Origin of the sequence: Pseudoalteromonas luteoviolacea (assembly GCF_018100925.1) — a bacterium.
In the GTDB taxonomy this organism is placed as follows: Bacteria; Pseudomonadota; Gammaproteobacteria; order Enterobacterales; family Alteromonadaceae; genus Pseudoalteromonas; species Pseudoalteromonas obscura.
Window position 1 is genome coordinate 466,955 of record NZ_JAGJEH010000002.1, and the last position, 20,318, is coordinate 487,272.

1 protein-coding gene is annotated in these 20,318 nt (G+C 45.8%); it reads right to left on the reverse strand.

Features of this window, described 5'->3' with window-relative positions; all coding sequences use genetic code 11:
• Positions 1-59: 59 nt before the first annotated feature.
• Positions 60-20,249, reverse strand: a complete 20,190-nt coding sequence (locus J8M00_RS04940) for a non-ribosomal peptide synthetase (RefSeq protein ID WP_211009226.1) — start codon at positions 20,247-20,249, stop codon at positions 60-62.
• Positions 20,250-20,318: the final 69 nt, after the last annotated feature.

Below are 20,318 nucleotides of genomic sequence, written 5' to 3' on the forward strand. Positions count from 1 at the left end.
GCTGATTTATGGCAAAAGCTCAAAGCTACCTAGAAAAATAGCGGCTTTGAGCTTTGGCTTTAGTTCGATTGTGATGCTGCCTCTGACCAAATTATTTGATAATGGGGGTCTTGTCGCCACTGTTTAAAATAGGTATTAAACAAGGTTTTCCATTCACCAAATCCAATCTGGTATTTCTCTATTAGAGATAAATAGTTGTCTTTGTCATAGGGCGACATTGGCATTAGATAGGTTTCGAATAAATACTCATCATAACCTGGGCGCTGAGTGAGTAGCCCGTTCATAATGACTTGGGTATTACCCTCTGTTGCATGTGCAATATAGTGTTTGCACGAAGCAATGAAGTCATGTTTATCACCTTGTTCAAACTTCAGGTCGTGCGCTTTGGTCAAGTCGTAAAACTCGCTTACTGGCAGCGGGGTTTTGTTTGCTACATGAAATACAGTATTGCGCTTTTGCTCATCACCCATTCCGAGCACAATTGCGGCTGCGGCTTTATCAACCGGAATAATATCCAGCAAATACGGTACATCAGCTGGCTGCACTGGCGTGCGCATCATCATTTTTAGAATACGGTGGAAAATATCATCAGTGTTGCCAATCCCCGTTTGCGACGATCCCGAAATTTGAGCAAAGCGGTAAATAGTGTAAGGCACTCCATGCTGTGAGGCTTGACGGATGTTCTCTTCTTGCACCCATTTAGATTGACCGTAACCACTACAGATAAGCTCAGCATCTTTAATATCAATAAAGTCCTCTACAGGGTTGACTGAAAAGTGGGAGTTTTTTACCTGTGTGCTGGCAGTTGTGCTCGATACAAAGTGGAGCATTTTAAGCGATAGTGTGGTCGCCATTTCTAACAATTGATTGGTGCCCGCCACCGACTTTTTGAATGCAAAGTAAGGCTGAATATGATTGACATAAGATGCCGTGTGGACGATATGTTGCACCTCAGAGCATAAACGTTGCCAGTTTTTGTCTGACAGCCCGAGTTGTGGTTTTTCCATGTCACCGAGCATAGGCACGATGCGCTTCATATTCGGTGTAAGCCGATAATTTTGGGCTGAGTGCGCGATACGTTGCTTTGCTTGATCAAGGTTATTGGCTCGAACGATGCAGTAGATAGTGGCGTCTGTTTCATCCAGTAACTGCTGCAAGATATGACTACCTAAAAAGCCCGTTGCACCAGTAAGTAATACAGCATTAACCGCGCCTTCATAGGCCTTTTCTAATGAAGTGGTGTCTACTGTTGGCGTAAAGCCCGCGTCTAAGATAAAGTCAGGTTTTTGCTGTTTCGCATCGCTTTTTTTACCACTACCTTCAGCGATGTAGAGCTTTTCAATGTCATCGATGAACGCAGCGATGGTGTTCATGTTTTTAAATGCATCTGCTTGCAATTCGATGTTAAGGGTTTCTTTTAATTGTTGAAACGTTTTTAGCAAAGATATGGAGTCAAAACCATAGTCGTACAGGTCGCAATCTAGGTCCAGCTCATCGGCAGAGACGCCGATCACATTACTGACGATTTGGATCACAGCCGCCCGTATGTCTGATGCTTTGACGACTTCAATTTGAGTTGCTTCTGTGTTTTTAATCAATTGATTTAACTCAGCTTTTCGAGCCATTAAGCGGGCGGTGTTGTGATAAATTTTTTCTGGTTCTGAGCTTAGCAACGCACCTATATTCGTCGCTTCTGAGCTAAGTAAGCTTTGCATCAATGCGAAAGCATCGGGCATGTTAATCAGCTGGTAGCCTTTTTTCTCGGCAAAGCGATTTTCGATGCTTTTTACCGGATCATCGGAGTGCCAATAGCCCCAATTAATGGCCAGAGTTTTCCCCTGCCTTTGGCCTGCATTGACCAGCTGTTGGCGGGTATGTGCAAAGGTATTTTGAAAGCCATTGCCATATGAATATGACAAGTGATTTAAGCTGCCAAATACGGCCATAGATGAGAACATCACAAACATATCGAGTTTTGACTCAGCGAATGTTTTATCTAGGTTTATCGAACCTTGAACTTTAACCTGCATGGCTCGTTCAAAGTCGGCCCAGCAAGTTTCATCTTGCGAAAAAGCGGTGCCTAAGTGTACAACGCCATTGAGAGAGATACCTCGTGTATCAATAAATTGCTTAACCACTGTAAGGTCTTGCTCACAAGTGACATCAGCGCTGAGGTAGTGCACTTGCCCTTGATTAAGAATTTTGAGTTGCTCAATTGCTTCTGCACACTGCTGTTCACTGCGCCTGCCAATTAGAATAACTGTGGCATTAAACTCAGTTAATAACTGCTTGCTCAGTGCCATGCCAAGTTCTCCAAGTGCGCCTGCAATTAAATACACCCCATTTTGCTTGAAGTTGGGAACGCTTAGCGTCGGTGCAATTGAAGGTATCGACGCTTTGTTCAGGGTTAAGGCAAATCGAGTTTGGTCTTGGTATTTAACTTGATTTGGTTGAGAGGTTTCGCCACTTAAGCTGGGACAAACGACCTCCTGCAGCAATTTATCAGTCCAATTATTGTCCTCAATAGCAAATTCAACTAGGCTCCACACATGTGCAGGGCTGCGCATGGTGTAGCTTCTCAGTAGCGCGCTCATATCTTCGCAGTGGGTGTTCGCCAAACACTCTGGTAGTGTATAAAACAGCTGCATGGCGTGTTTATCAAGCTTTGAGATGGCTTGCATAAACTCATAAAGGGGTTTTACCTGCGCTGTTTTTATATCAGTTGGTTCAGCGATAAAAAATACCAAGTTTGGCAAGTTACCTTGGTTAAGTGTTAATGTGCTCAGTGCACCGTAGTTCACTGCTTTAACATCTAAATCAGCGAGCTTTTCTTGCAGTGGCGCAGCGCTTTGCAGGTCTTGTGCGACGATCAGCACTTTTTTACCAGCTAGCATTGGGGTTATCTGAGCGTGCCAATCTGATGGGCAGGCCAAAGGTGCAGGTTGCCATTCATTCTCAAGTAGTAGCCAAGACGCAGAAGGCTTTTCAGTTGTTACGAACGGCGTGGTTGGCAGACTGATTTTTTGCACCGCTGCTTGATAAAGTACAGGCCAATTTATAGCGTGGCCTTGAAGCCAAAAGTGCAATAGCGCACTGGGGTTTTGCTTGAGGTTTATGGCATCCTTATCTTCAATAACTGGTGCTTGTGCAGTTGGCACTTTTTGGATCTCCAGAGCGTCGTTTGTAAGTGCGTGATCCAGCTTTTGTTTTAAAGACTCGATAGAGGACACAACCCACCCTGTGCGGTATTTATGAGCTGTCCTACCCACTTGTAGTGTGTATGCAAGTGACTCCAAAGACACATTGGAATGTCGATCTAGGTACGCATTAAGCGCCTCTGTCTTTGCTACTAGCGCAGGTTGACTGACCGCAGAAAGTACAATGGCTGTCTCATTAGGCGATGCGTTTGCATTGAGAATAGGCTTAGCTGTGTATTCTTCGATCACGATATGGGCGTTCACGCCACTTATGCCAAAAGAGCTTACACCGGCGCGGCGCGGCTGTTCACTTTGCCAGGGAGTGAGTTCTGTTTGTACTTTAAATGGTGAGTTATCGAGTTCCAAGTAGGGGTTCAATTCGTCCACATGCAATGACGGCACAAGGGTTTGGTGCTTAAGTTGTAGCAACACTTTAATTACCCCGGCAATGCCTGCGGCAATTTCAAGGTGGCCAATGTTACTTTTTACAGAGCCGAGCGCACAGCTTTGCGTACTGTTTGCTGTTGTACTTACTTTTTTATAAGCGGCTTTTAGTGCATCTAGCTCCACCGGATCACCAAGAGTGGTTCCCGTGCCATGACATTCAACGTAACTCAGCGTACTTGGGTCAATGCCTGCATCTTGCCAAGCTTTATCTAACAAGCGAGTTTGCGCCTTTGCATTTGGCACTGTAAAGCCCTGAGACTTGCCACCATGATTGATAGCAGAGCCTAAGATTGTCGCATATATATGATCTTTATCTTGTTCCGACTGCGTGAGCCTTTTAATAAAGATCATGCCAACACCTTCACCACGAACAATCCCATCGGCATTTGCCGAAAAAGTACGGCAACGACCCGTTGGTGACAGCGCGCCAATGTCATGCATGGCAATTGAGGCGCTCGGCGACTCAATAACATTGACCCCCCCAACGATTGCTTGGTCGCACTCGCCATTTTGAATTGCTTGCACAGCTTTGTGTATGGCAACTAAAGACGATGAACAAGTTGTATCGACGCCTTCACTTGGACCGTGAAAGTCTAAGAAGTAGCTCATTCGGTTTGGCGCATAAGCTGAGGAGGTGATTAACCCTTCATGGTACCCCGCCTGACAGCCTATGAATAAACCGGTATTGGTGCCCGCCAGTGATTTAGGGTCGTAGCCTGCATCCTCAATACATTGCCAAACATGGGACATCAATAAGCTTTCTTGCAGCTTAATGCGCTCGCTCTCTGCGGGTGCAATATTGAAAAACAACGGGTCAAAACTTTGATTGCGTTCTAGGCGGCCAAGCCAATTAATATCACTAGGTAGAGGTTTTTGTGAGCGGGTATCACTATTTAATTCAGCCCAATCAAATTCGGTGACACAGTCTGTTTGATTGGCAAGGTTTTGCCAAAACTGTTCAATGTTGTCAGCTTGTGGGAATTGTGCGCTGATCCCGACGATCGCGATGGGATCGTCACTTTCATCAGGCTGGCAAGCGGCTTGTGCAGGTTTGAACTGTGTATTCAGGGATGAGTTATTGACTAGCTTGTCACTGTGTTCATCTAATATATGCGCCAATATACTGTTGAGAGTGGAGTGCATAAATAGCACACTTGGCGACAGCGCCAGTTGGTACTTGGCGTTAATTTGATTGATAAAGGTGATAAAGGCTATGGAGTCCGCACCAAAGTCACCCAGATCTGTGTCAGGATCAAGATCTTTGGCATTAACACCTAGAATATTGGCTGCGAGGTCGGAAAGGCCTGATTTTAGCTCAGTGGTTAATGCGTCAATACTGTTAAACTGACGAATATCTTGTGTGGTGTCAGGTAGCGCATCATTTGCAAACTCAATGAGTGTTTGTGGATTTTTAAGCGCGTGATAAAACGCATTAATCCCTGTTTCTGTCGGCATAGGTGCGAAGCCTGTTTGGGCGAGTATATCTGCAAAATCAGGGTTGATTTTCATGCCGCCATCTTGCCAATATGGCCAGTCGATACTAACGCTTAACCCTTGGCGTTCTCCACGCTTTTGCAGTGCGCTGCGATGATGCATGTAGCTGTCCAAAAAGGCGTTGGCAGTGGCGTAGTCTATTTGCGTGAGAGCACCATTAACGCCACTCAGTCCTGCAAAGCAAACGAAAAAGTCCAGTGCGAGATCTTGGGTGGCTTCGTCCAACGCGACCACGCCACCCACTTTAGGGGCGAGCACTTGAGTAAAGCTCGCTAGGTCTTTTTTGTTTAATAGCGTGTCTTTTACAATGCCCGCAGCGTGGATGACGCCGCTGAGCTTACCATGCTTGGTAAGGATATCGCGCACCATCAAGAGCACGTTCATTTTGTGAGAAACGTCCACACTTTGATAATGCAATTGAGTGTTAGCGGCTTTTAGTTGGGCTAACTGCTTTTGCACATCAGGGTGACTCTCCGGTTTACGACCTGTGATAACGATGGTTTTATTAAAAGGTTGTGAACTGATTGCTTTGATAAAATGGCGACCAACCCCACCAAGCCCACCAGTTATAAGGTAAACGCCATCTGCTTTAAACGGCATCTGCGGTTCAGCAGGTACGATTGCTTGATATGTTAAAACTTCTCTTACACCTTGTGTGTAGCGTACAAAGTTATCGTCAAAGCCACTTTGCTCTGCGTGAAGTATCGTAGCAAGGTTGTTTTGAATTGCCGCGTCATCTAACACAACTAATTGTGTCTTCAGTGTTTTGCACTCAAGGCTGGCGGTTTTTAAGAGAGCGTGGAAGCATGTATATAAGTTATCTAGCGTATCGCCAGAGCCATTGTCAGCAATAATTAATTGCAGTTTTATTTGCCGTTTAGTGGCTACATTTTCCTTAATAATTTGAAGTAACTGAAAACCAAAGTCCGAGACTTTTTGCTCAGTTGAAAAGTGCTCAGATAGCAACATGTGTACCTGAGCATGAGGTAGTTCAGTGACGTGTGCTGGAAAGTCGCAAAAAACGACGTGATGTTCTGCGTCGTGGTGTTGTGATACTTGTTCTTGATGAGCTATGGCTTTTTCAATCCAAACTGGGGTTTTAAGCGCTGCTTCGCCTGTAGACTTTGTTGTGCCGTCTAAATTTGGTGCTCGCACAGTATTTACATTGCCAAGGGCAATCGTTCTTAACGCAAACGGGTAGGTGGGCAAGCTGAGCTTTTTAAGCTTGGCGCCTTGGTAGATGAAGTCCCAGCCCGTAAAGCCTGATGCCAACCAAGTGGTTAATATGCCCTGATAATCGCCTTGATTAAATGCTGCGGCCAAATCAAGGGAGTGTGTTTGAACTGTGCTTGCAAGACTCGACGTTGGTGCATTCAAATACTGGGTGAGTTTTGTTTTCAGTTCATCAATAGAGCTGACAACAACCCCTGTACGCACAGGCATAACTGTGCGGCCAGTTTGCAATGTGTAAGCCAACCTAACCAATGCTTGCTGAGATAGGTCGTTTGCAGTTAGGTAGTCGCGCAATTGACTTACTTGTTTGGTCAATACCTCTTCATTTTGTGCAGACAAAACGATGATACAAGACTTGTTTTGTAACTGGCTTTCGATGTCATGGTCGAATGATTTACCCGCTTCTTCTAACACTGCATGGGCATTGGTGCCACCAATGCCAAATGAGCTTACTGCCGCACGCCTCGGTAGTAGCGGCGTATTCCAGTCTTTTGTTCGGTCGACGACATAAAATGGAGAGTTGTTCATGTCGATGTGCGGATTAGCAGTGTTGTAATGCAAAGAAGCTGGTATTTTTTTGTGATATAGCGCCAGCGAGGTTTTAATAAAACCAGTTAACCCTGCCAATGTGTCGGTATGGCCAAGGTTTGACTTGACCGCGCCTAGACCACAAAACTGCTTGTCACTACTGTGCTGCTGATACACCTGCTGTAACGATGAAAACTCGATTGGGTCGCCAAGGGCGGTGCCGGTGCCATGGGCCTCAACATAACTGATTGATGCAGGTGACACCTTGGCGGCTTTTAGCGTTTGCTCAATGACATGCATCTGGCCTTTGGTACCAGGTGCGAAAAAGCCTGCTTTGTCTTTACCGTCATTATTGATTTTAATGCCACGGATCACACTATAGATGTTGTCTGCATCGTTTAAAGCATCAACGGCACGTTTTAACACAATGACAGAGACGCCACTGCCACCAATCATGCCATCGGCTTTTTCGTCAAACACTTTGCAGCGAGCATCACCTGCAAAATTTAACCCTTTTTCATATTCATATCCGGTGTAATGCTGCGGATATAAACAAGCCGCGCCAACAATGGCGTAATCTATTTCACCGGCCTTTAGCGCACTGCATGCCAGTGCGATGGCTGACATGGAAGATGAGCAGTTTGAATGCACAAATAAGCTTGGGCCAGTAAAGCCTAGGTGGTAAGAAATGGTCGTGGGTAGTGTCCCTGGTTGATTAATGGTTGAAGCCACATAATCTTGTGCATTTAAAATAAACTGCCCATCTTTAAACTTGTCTTGCAGATTCAGATCAGGATTGTCAGCACCTGAAGATGATACATAAACTCCGGTATTTGGCATATTTTTGGCGCAGTAGCCGGCATCTTCTATCGCTTTCCATGCGTGCATTAACAGCTGGCGCTGTGAATAACTCATGGCTTTGGCATTCTTTTCAGAGATATTGAAAAACTCTGGATCAAACTGATCTTGGCCTTCTACCCATGAGTCTAGCCATGTAACGTCACCTTGCTTGCTGGACTCGCTGAGTCTTTTTAGCAGATCTTGTTCTTCGACTAAATTTTGCCAAAAAGTGGCATGATCAGGCGAGTCTGGATACTGACAAGACAGCCCGATCAGCGCCACATCTTGATTTTGTGCGCTACTGGTAACCTCGTTGTCTCGTATGATTGCAGAACTTGTTGGGCTATTTGTCGATTGAGCTTGTGCAATAAAATCAGTCATAGCCTCTATGGTGCTGGACTGAAAGATCTGCGTCAGCGGGAATTCCACATTTAATTGTGATTTAAACTTTGCGGTCAGTACATTGGCCAGCAGTGAATCTCCACCTGCTTCAAAGAATGGTACGTCAGAGGCGATATGGTCAACCTCAAGTACTTGTCGCCAGATTTGCGTTACGGCTGATTTGAGCTCTGGTTGTGCCACAGGCATAGCAAACTTAGGCCGAGTTGCATTGATACTGGCGGCACTTTGTGTATTCAACAAAGCCGTCTTTGGTGTTTGATTAAAAGGCAGTTGTGTTAGTAGTGCTTGCTTATCAATTTTACCATTTGCGGTTAGTGGATAGTGAGGTACTAATACGAAATAAGCTGGCACCATGTATTCTGGCAGCTTGGTCAGTAAATCTGAACGTATTTTTGCGGTAGATGGTGCATCTGGTGCAATGATATAGGCAACTAACACTTGACCAAGCTGCTTTTGTGCTGCAATAACGTATGCGTCTGTGATATAGCTAAGTGATTTGAGCGCGCATTGCACTTCGCCAAGCTCAATACGGTGACCACGGATCTGAACTTGGTCGTCGGCTCGGCCCATGTATTCTAGTAAGCCAGACTCATTTAAACGAGCTAGATCTCCTGAGCGGTAAAGACGTTTACCTGAACTATGTGTAATAAACCGCTCATCAGTTAGGGTAGGCTGATTGTGGTAACCTCGAGTAACGCCGCAGCCAGAGACAAAAATCTCACCGACTTGTCCAGATTGAACCGGATTTAACTGTTCATCCAACAACAAAACTTCGTAGCCGGGTAGAGCACGGCCTATGATACTGCGTGTTTTTCCGCCATACACCATGTTGGCATCTATGGTGACTTCAGTCACATGCACAGTGGTTTCGGTGATGCCATACATGTTGATAAGCTCAGCTTGACGTTGTGTCTGCTCAAACCAGGGTGTCAGTTTGTTTAAATCTAACGCCTCACCGCCAAATATCACTTTACGTAGCGCATTGTGTGGGCTTGCGAGCAAGATATCCATCAGAGGGTAAAACGCCGATGGGGTTTGGTTTAAAATTGTCACTTGATTATCGGTGACAAACTTGGCAAAACTCACGGATTCTTTGCGAGTAAGCTCATCGGGGATCAATAGCTTGCCACCGTGCAGTAGCGCGCCCCAAATTTCCCACACCGAAAAATCAAATGCATAAGAGTGGAACAAACACCAAGTGTCTTGCTCAGTAAAGCCAAATTTAGACTGAGAGTTATTGAACAGGCTGGATACGTTGTGATGCTCAACTAACACGCCTTTTGGTTTGCCTGTAGAACCTGATGTGTAAATGATATAAGCAAGGCTTGATGACGATGCTCGATTGATATTGGCAACTTGCGTATTTCCAGCAAGGGCCGTTTGTAAGTTAATCACTTGATTGTGCTGGCTAGCCCCCGCGTCAGGCAGATCAGCGCCAAGGACCAAAATACTTGGGTTGGCGTCTTGTAATATATGATTAATACGCGCCTTTGGTGAATTGGCATCGAGTGGTACATAGGCAGCACCTGATTTCAAAATACCGAGTATGGCGACAATTAGTTCAATCGATGGTTTTACACACAATGCAATCAGGCTTTCAGCGCCATGTCTAAATTCGGGGTGGTTGAGTAAAGTATGGGCGAACTGGTTTGCCTTATCATTGAGCTGGCTGTAGCTGATAGACTGCATACCAAAACAGACGGCAGTGCGCTCTGGATGCTGGGTCGCTTGTGCTTCAAATAAATCGACTAGAGTTTGCTCAGTAGATTGATGCGCTGAGGCAGGTATTGGTTGGTGCTGAGTAAATACAGGCAAGCTGCTTAGCACTGGGCCGTTTGCAAATATGACATCATCAAATAGGGCCAAATAGTCTTTGGCAAATGTATCAACTACATGATGAGGGTAAACTGCTGCGTTAAATTTAAAAGCAATCTTAAAGGTGTCCGAAAGCGGCGTGACCTCAAGGCTTAAATCCAGTTCAGGCTCTTGCAAGCATTCAGGCCAAATGGCGTTCACCAAATCTTGATTAGACTCAATCCAATCTGGTTTTAAGAAGTTGTGGTACGCAAACCCAATTTGGAAAATTGGATGGCTGTGCATAACGCGTTTAGCGCCAGTTGCGCGGACGATATCTGTAAATGGATAGCCGCTGTGCTTTATCAATTCACCTAACTGACGCTGATTTTGACTGGCAAGGTGTGCAAATGGCTGTGCCTTGTTCAGTTTGGCTCTCAGTGGTAATTGATTAACAAACAAACCTACGGCATTGGCCATTTCACTGGTTGGGCGGTGCAGGACCGGTACACCTAGGGTGATATCAGTACGGCGTGTGTTGGCACATAAAAGTATTTGAAATACCGATAAGAAAAACGCGGCGGGGTTTATCTTATTACTGCTACAAAATTGCTGAATACGCTGCACATGATTGTTATTCACTGGCAGTTCAATACGTTTTGCTTGTTTGGTCGCGCTTTGTTCTTTGTGCTTGCCTGGCAGTGACAATTCAGGCTCAATTCCTTGCAATTGTGTTTGCCAATAGTGCTTTAGCTGCGTGCTTTGTTCGCTGTTAAGCATCTGTTTTTCCCACTCAAGATAAGTGAAAAAACCAGAGTCAGGTTGCGGTTGCTTAAGCGGTTCGTTGGCGACAAGGGCATGGTAAGTTTGCCACAATTGATCAAGCAACAAGGTAGCAGAGACACCGTCGATGATGAGGTGATGGAACACCATTACCACGACATCAAGCTGGCTGTTTATTTGCCAATGTGATGCGCGCCACAGCAGCGGGTTTTGTGTTGAATGCGTTTGCGTTAGCGCAAATGGTTGCTTGATGTCTGCTTGGATTAAATCGATTAAGGCTGATTTTGACGCCACAGGCGTGTGGTTTTGCATCAGTTTAGGCGCATGTCCAGTGATTTGTTGCCGTGGTAAGCCTTCGATTTCAGAAAGCTGCACCGACAAAATTGGATGTTTTTGGCTGAGCCAGTTGAGCGCAGCCTGCATGCAATCCACGTTCAAGTCATTGACTTCAAAAACCATTGGTACATGGTAAGTGCTTAGCTGTGGATCTTGCTTGTGCAATAGCCACAGACCTTGCTGGGCTTTTGACAGCGGAACTGGCGCATTTAAAGGTGTACTTTGAGCCGTAAGTTGGTCCACATGCGCGGGTATTTGGTGTGCAGCTAAATAGTCACATAGGTCATTGATGGTGCTTATCTCGAAAAGCAGTGCTGGTGGCAAGGATTCAACAGCCAAAAATGCATCAGATTCTAGCCTTTGTACCACCGACATCAGCATGATGGAATCAAAGCCCATGTCTTTAAAATCAACCTCTTCGTCTAAGTCTTTCACATCGATTTTAGTGATGTCGGTAATAATTGACTTAACGTAGTCACGGATTTGGGCGTGGTTTTTCTCACCCTGAACAGGATTGGTATTGTGGCTCTGAGCTGTGCCGTTAGGGTTATACCAAAGCTCTGTTAATTTGCTTGTATCGCCATATAAAAAACAGTGCTGAGTAGGGATGTTCTGCAACGTAAATATGCGATAGAACGCGTCGATGCCTATTTCATTTGGCATGACCTCAATGCCTTGAGATTGCAAAATAGAGACGGTTAATGAGTCAACCTGCATACCACCGTCTGACCACAGCGGCCAATTAATAGAGAGGCTTAAACCGCTGCGTGCGCCTTGCACTGCTTGCGTCTGGCGATTTGCCATAAAGCGGTCCATAAAGGCGTTGGCACATGCATAATCTGCCTGTCCCATATTGCCAAAAACACCGGCAATGGAAGAGAAACAGGCAAAAAAGTCTAAATCGCATGCTTTACTTGCTTCATCCAATGCAATTAAGCCTGCCACTTTAGGTGCAAACACCTGTGCGACTTCCAGTGGTGTTTTATTGCTGATCAGCTGGTCTTTGATCACACCAGCACTGTGAATAATACCTGTAATGCTGCCGTGTCTGGCAGTGAGGTTTGCAAAAAGCGCGTTGACGTCATCATGGTTGGCAATATCCAAAGACACATAGCTTAACCTCGAAGATTCTTCACTTAATGCGTCAAGGCGCGACTGAATCGCATCGCTATGTGCACGACGGCCAACAAACACAATTTTCGCATTGGCAGTATGTTGAATGATTTCTTTGGCAAAGGTTTGACCAAGCTGGCCAAGGCCGCCCGTTATCACGTACACACCATTTTCTTTCCAAGGTAGTGTAGAGGTGTCAACGTGCTGATAAGCTTGCAAGTCAAAGGTTAAAACCTGTCGCTGCCCCTGTTGGTAGCGTATACAGGAGTCTTGTTTTTTTGCTTCATCCTCAACAAGGTGTTCAAAATTATTTGTATCATCTACAGCAATTAGCTGAGTCTCAATATTACTGTATTCGATGGCTGCTGTTTTAAGTACACCATTTAGTGCGGATAATAGCTGGGTTTGGTCTTTTACAACAACTTGAACAAGTAACTTGCTCGGTGTCTTTTTAGTGATGGTGCCTTGCTGTACTTCAAGTTGCTTAAAGTAGCCGATCAGACCATTTGTATAGGCTGCTAGTTGTTCTTGGATGTTTGCCGTCGTGCAACTAAGGCGCGTGCTTGATACCGAATATATCTCTGGTAAGTCATGACCAAGCAGTACAATTTGGCGATGATAAGTGGCAGATTCAGTAGAGGTTAACGGCTTGTCCACCCAATTTGCGGTGTAGTGAAGTAGCGCAGACGGTGCTTGTGCTGTCTGTAAACATCGCATTTGTGGCACAGGTTCAAACGCTTGAGTGCTCCGAACATGAGCGCTGTGTCCATTTATATCGGGCGTAGCACTGAGCTCAAAATTATTGTATTCAGGGCCTTTTAGTGCTGGTTTTTGAGCAGACTTATTGGTACTTTTTTCTGGGAGCCAAAATGGCGTTTTAGCAAACGGATATGTTGGCAAACGTAAAAGTGCAGGTATTCTATTTGCATACAATAACGGCCAGTCAATATTCGCGCCGACTACCCAAAGGGCAAGTAACTTATCTAAGTCGCCTTGCTCTATCCAACGGGCGAAGTCGCTGCTATCCAAGGCACTTAAGATCTCTTTACCTTGTTTAACTTCTCCTTGTTTGTATTGGCCGCGCGCATGGTCTAAAAAGCGCGACAACATTGAGCTCACATCCAAAAGTGAATTTGCTGTAAACGCCACTCGGTGGTCCATTTCTTCACGGGCGCTTTGCAGCGTGAAGGCTAAACTTGCCAGTGCACTTTCTTGTACATTTTTATCTACTATCCATGACTGCAATGCGAGTGCTTTGTCTTTAAGTGCGTCGGTGCTTTTGGCGCTAAGCGCAATGATCACAGGCTGCAATTCTACACTTTGTTGCTGAGTGGGCTGGGGTTGATACTCTTCAAGTACAACATGGGCATTGGTACCACTAAAGCCAAATGAACTAACTGCTGCGCGACGTTTTTGCTGATTGTCGGTCTGCCATGCAATGGCTTCTCGATTGACAAAAAACGGCGTGCCTTGCCAGTTAATATGGCTATTACCTTGTTCAAAGTGCAGTGAAGCTGGGATTGTACGGTGCTTCATGGCAAGTAGCGCTTTGATCACGCCAGCAACACCCGCAGCGGTAAGGCAGTGGCCGATGTTGGTTTTGACTGAGCCCAATGCACAAAACTCGATGTTGTTGGTATGCGCTCTAAATGCGCGAGTCAGTGCTTGAAACTCAATGGGGTCGCCAAGCTTAGTGCCTGTGCCATGAGCTTCGATCATTTGAATTGAATCGGGTGCAATATCAAAACGGGTATAAATATCGCCGTGTAGCTGCTCTTGTGACAAGGAACTGGGCGCTGTGATCCCGCTGGTGGTACCATCTTGATTGGTGGCAGAGCCCAAAATTACGCCGTAAATGTGGTCGCCATCACGTTCAGCGTCTTCCAGTTTTTTCAGCACTAATACGCCTGCGCCTTCCCCTGGCACAAAGCCATTGGCGCGATCGTCAAAGGTGTAGCAAGTGCCATCCGGGCTAAGCATGCCTGCTTTACCTGCATGAAGCGAGAATTTGGGGGTGCATAAGGTCGCAACACCGCCAACGAGCGCACTGCTGATCTCATTGTTGTTCAATGCCTGACACGCACTGTGAATGGCAACCAAAGAAGAAGAACACGCAGTGTCTATGGCAAGGGCAGGGCCTTTTAAATTCAAAAAGTAAGAAACGCGAGCTGGGATGACAGAACCTGCATTACCCCAAAAAATTTGCGCCGGCGCATCGTCTTCAGCCAAACCTGCATAATCGCTTTGTGCACACCCCAAATATACGCCAACATTTTGCCCAGCAACCTGAGTGACCATATTGGCGTCTTCTAATGCCTTGTAGGCCTCTTGCAAAAATAGTCTTTGCTGCGGGTCCATGTACATGGCTTCTTGCGGCGTGATGGAGAAAAACGGCGCATCAAAGGTGCTGATGTCATTAAGTAAACTGGCGTATTTGCTCCAGCTTTGCTGATTGTCATTGAGTCCAGTCAGATCCCAGCGTGTTTGTGCTTTGACTGAGGTTCTTTTTTCAGCCAGCATTGCCCAAAATTCATCGAGGTTATCTGCATCGCCGAATTGGCCGCTCATACCAACAATGGCTATCTTACCGTCATTGGCGGGGATCTCTACTGGTTTGCTCTCATCATCGGCAGGTTGCGAGGCTTTAGTGTGAGCTCGATGCTTACGCAAACTTTGAACGTTGTCTGTGTTTGCCGGTTGTTCAATGTTTTTGGCTGATATATTTGATTCAACAGGGCTTTGGGCTGGTAGCAGTGTCATTGCTTTATCACTGTGTTCTAATAGGATATAAGCGCTGAGTGCCTCAATAGATGGGTAGTCAAATAACAAGGTAGCAGGCAAGTTTAGGCCAAACTTTGCATTGATCTCATCAAGTATTTGAATGGCCAAAATCGAATCCACGCCGTAGTCTGCGAACGACTCTTCAGCATCTAATTCATTGGGCGGCATGTCTAATGCATTGCTGGCAATGTCAAAGAGCGCATTTTGTACACACTCAGAAAGCTTGGATAGGTCTGCGTTGGAATTTGTCGCCTGTTGCTGATTTTGCGTTGTTGTCTTGCTGGTCATATTGTGTGATTTTGTTGTTTTGACACTGTCTTTGTTCTGTGTATTTTCCCCTCGCTTTGGCATGCTTTTTTGTAAAATAAAACCATTGCTTTGAGCGCAAAATACTTGCTGTTGGCTTGTGGGGTCTGCCGCAGCAAACACAGTACTGAACCCTGATTCGTTTAGCGCTTGTTGCCAAGTCTCAATTGATAACATAGGCGAGCCAGATAAACGCATGTGCGAATCTTGGCTTAGCCACCATCCTTCCAATAAGCCGAATGTGAGGTGGGTAAATAAGGATTTTTTTACCACTTCGTTGATGAGCAAAATGCCGCCCTGCTTCAAACTGGCTTTGGCATTTTGCAGGGTGTTTTTTATATCAGCAGTGGCATGTAACACATTGGTGGCAATCACCACATCATATTGGCCTATCTCAATGTTTTGAGCAGCAAGTGGTTTACTGATGTCGAGGTATTTGGTGTCAATAAACGGGTAATCAGTTTGGTACTGAGCTTTGGCATGATTAAAGAACGCTTTTGATAAATCGGTATAGGCGTACTCTGCAACTTGCCATTTCGCAACAGCAGGCAATACAGATCGAGTCGTACCACCAGTGCCCGCACCAATTTCTAACAAACGTAATGCCTTTGCATTGCTCTGCGTAAGATATGCTTGAAGCTGCTCAATAAGGACCGCGTTTGCATAGTCAGCAACAGGGTTGTTTTGATAAACTGCTTCGACTAAGGCCATGGAAGCATTGGGGAAAACTGCATCTGTGGCTTTAATATCACCATTTAAAATGGCGGGTAAACTGGCTAAGCAGCTGTCTAGCAAGTTTGCAGAGGGATCTGATATTGGCGCAACGTCAACATCTTGGATAAAACCGTTTTGTAGTAGTTGCTCAGCTTCTAAATAACGCGCAGTTTCGCTCCACCATTTACTGAAATAATCAGGTAGTGCCGTGAGTGCTTTTTCACGCTTTTCGGGACGCTGCCAACCGGCTTTGTTGAGTGCACTGCAAAGCTGCTTTAAATCGACATCGGCTTTGTTGTCTTGCGCGGGCAGTTGATGCTGGGAATCTTGTTGATCAAGTGCACACGGCATGCCTTGTGCACTAAAACTTTGTAACTTAAAGGCGTCAGTGAAGGCGGCTTGTGTTACTTTCAATACGCCTGCTTGCACTAGGTTTGAGTTCATAAAAGTTGCAAGTGCTTGCATGCCTTGTTTGGCTTCTATTGAGCCAATGCCAATGGCGCGCATTTTCTTTTGGTAATATTCATCTTGTACCACGCCAACTGAGCCCCAATAGCCCCAGTTGATGATTTTAACCGGGCATTTGTGCTGGTAAGTGCGTGCTAAGGCATCCAGATAGACACATCCAGCGGCATAATTACTTTGCCCAGCAGCAGGAGAAAACGATTGCATCGAAGAAAAGAACAAGAAAAAATCTAAATCCGCTTGGCTAAATACTTCAAGGGCCACTTCACCAGTTTGTTGTTTGGCGTGATAGCTACGGTGCAACTGCGCTTCATCCATGTTTGCCAGCGCTTGATCTTCCAAATGTAAAATAGAATGCACTACACCATTTAAGTTGCCGTATTGGCGGGTGATGTCTGCAAATGCATTTTCCATCGCGGCTTTATCACTGGCATCACACTGTATGTAAACAGGGGCTTTTCCAAGTTGGGCTAGGCGGTCGATATCGCTTTGAATGTCTGTGTTTATTTCTCGTCGGCCAAGCCAAATAATCTGCGCATCGTGGTGTTTTATCATCCACTCACTCCACACTTGACCAAGGCCGCCTGCGCCGCCAAGGACTAGATAAGTACCTTGGTGTTGGTAGGCCATGTTGGTGTTTTGCGCATGATCTAGATAGGTATGTTCGGCGAGTTCAAAGGCAAAGTATTGAGCGCCGCGATGCGCGTACAAGCCAGTAGGTAGCGCTGTGAATGCAGGGGGAATGGCGGTTAGCTGCTCAGCATCTATGATACGCACAGTCCAGTTTTGGTTTTCTTGCGAGACACTTTGCAATAGGCCTATCAGGCCAGCTCCTTCGCGAGCACTTCGATCATTTTGGTCAAAAACTGCTTGAGTATTTTCTGTCACCAAGGTGATTGATAACGGCTTGTTGGCAAACCCTTGTGCAAGCAAAAGCTTTAACTGCCTAAACAAGCTTAGCGGTTGGGCGTATTCATCTTTTGCAATCCAAAGTAGCTGGTCAATGGAGGCGTCAGTGCACGCTTCTAGCCAGTCTGGTTTTAATGCTTGCGGACCAAAGTAGAGCGAGCGCGTTTCAAACGACTGCGAAAAATCAGGCGTTATGGCTTGCCAGCATGGCGTCAACGTCAATAGCGTTTGTTCGTTTTGTTGGCTCGGTTTTAACACGTTTATTGGCACATCACGGGTAGAAAAGCCCTCAATGCGAACCAATAAACTGCCATCTGGGGCGAAAATATCGAGGTCAAACCTTTGTGTACTATCTGCGTTTGTATTTAATTGCGTGGCCTTTACCCATATCTCATTGTGCTGTACTTGGCTTAATTGACTGGCGTTGTAATAACTGACTTGCTCTGTGGCAAACGGCAGTGCCGCGTTTCGCTGCTCAGCGAATAAGAGTAGCGACTGCAATGCGGCATCCATTATAGCGGGAGTCAGGCTAAAACCTAGACAACAAGATTCCGGCACTCTGACTTTGGCCATTACTGTCGTGCCTTGTTTGCTTAATTGCTGAAGTCCCTGAAAGCTTGGGCCATATTCTATCCCCATGTTTTTAAACGTTGTGTAGATATCAGAGGGGGAAAACTCACTATCAGATAGGGGGGCTTGTTCAAACCGGGCGTTACGCACAGCTCGCTGCGAGATGCAAACTTCTCCAGAGGCACACGCTAGCTGTGAGCCATCTTGCTTTTGCCATACTTCAAATTGAATTCTATTGTCAGCTTCCCAAAGCGATAGATAAACGGTTCTTTGTTCTTTTGTTGTTGCTAATGTGAGGTTGATCGGGCGCAGCCATTTGACGTTTTCTATTTGAATGCTGTGCGACTCATCTAAATCATGAGACAACGAGATCGCGGCATGAACCATTTCTAAAGTGCAGACCCCAGGTAATATTCGCTCACCGTTTATTTGGTGGTCAGCTAAAAAGAACTCGTCACCGCTAAAAGTGGAGCTAAAGAGTAGCTCATCAAAAGCTGGCAGTGCTTTATGCACAAGCGGGTGCAACAGCGTTGCTTTTGTCTCTTCTTTTTTTGATTCAATCCAGTATGGCTTTGGGTTAAATGGGTAGCCGGGCAGGGCAAGCCTATTTGGCAAAGCGTTTTGATAAAGCGTTGTCCAATTGACATCGACACCAGTGAGCCATTGACTTAGCACGTCAGCGATGTTTTTATTGTGTGCTTCAATACAGGCGTTGGCTTTGTCCTTATCTGTTTTACCTTGTTGCCAATTTGCCTCGTTACCTGCGACAAATAGGTTGAGCTGTTTGGTTACTTCAGCGATGGAATTAGCTGTAAAGGCAAGGCGGTGAGTCATGTTCTCACGGCCGACCTGTAAGGTAAATGCCAAGTCGGCCAGCACATCGTTTTGTAAGTTTTGTGCGGTAATAAAAGCACTTAGCTGTTTGGCGCGTTCAAGCAAATCGTGTGGTTTTTTAGCCGACAACACAATGGCAACAGGGGCATTGAGCTTGATTGAATGAGTCACTCTTTTAGGTAGTGATTGCAATATGACATGGGCATTGACCCCGGCAAAGCCGAATGACGAGATACCAACAAGTGGGGTAGTTTGGTCAATTGGCATGCAGTCAGTGGCCAATTGAAATGGCGATTTATCGAGAGAGATCTTTGGGTTTAAAGTCGCAAAGTTTTGCAGCGGCGGCACTTGCTGATATTTAAAGCTCAATAATACCTTGATGATGCCCGCTATTCCCGCTGCGGACTCCAAGTGACCGATGTTGGTTTTTACTGTGCTGAGGTAGCAGGTGTTGTCACTGGCGGCACTTTTGGATTTTGTTGCACGAAAAGCGCGTTTTAAGCCTTGAATCTCGATTGGATCGCCGAGTCGGGTGCCAGTGCCATGTAGTTCGATGTATGATAAATCATCACTATGAATTCCTGCATTGTCGATGGCTTCTTGGATCACTCTAGATTGAGAAAATGGACTGGGTGAGGTGAGGGTATTGGTGTGACCGGAATGACCAACGCTACTACCTTTAACTACACCATAAACTGTGAGGTTTTCTTTTAAAGCGCGCTCTAGTGGCATAAGAAGTACCATACCGACGCCTTCGCCACGCACATAACCATCGGCGTCGGCATCAAGGGTTTTGCAGCGTCCGTTTGGCGATAAAACCCCAAGCTTGCTGAATGACACATAGCGACTTTTGGTGATAAGCAAGTTAACGCCACCGACCAGAGCGGCGTTGATTTCACCGGCATTAAAATCGTTCATGGCTTTGTGTAGTGCAACTAATGACGATGAACAGGCAGTATCGACGGTCTCGCTAGGTCCCTGGAAATTAAAATAGTGGGAGATGCGATTAGCAAAGACCCCAGTAGACATGCCCGTTAAAAAATGCGGGTCGATATTGCCTGTGGCAAGTTCTTGATAATCTGTATTACTGCAACCTAAGTACACACCCGTTTTGGTGTTTTTGAAGGTGCTTGGAGACAAACCCGCATCTTCAAAACATTGCCACGCCAGCTCCATACTCAGGCGTTGTTGTGGATCCATACTTTGCGCTTCTTTAGGCGAAATGGCGAAAAATCCGGCATCAAAACCGTCAATATCATCAATGAATCCACCCCATTTACTGACAATTTTTTGTTCGTCTTTTTTCGGAGTTGGATCAAAGTCATCTTGCCATCGCCAGCGCGAAGCTGGGATCTCTGTGATACTACTTACTTTGTTTGCTAAGTTGTGCCAAAACTGCTCTTTGCTGTTTGCACCGGGAAAGCGCAGCGATATTCCGACAATGGCAATATCTTGTTGAGCGTTTGATTGCTTGCTGGCCATAGTATCTGGTTTGTTTTTCATGGTTTGTCTCAGTAAAACGGATATGTAACTTATAAAGTGACCGCCCACCTTGGCGGTCGCCCCAAATCA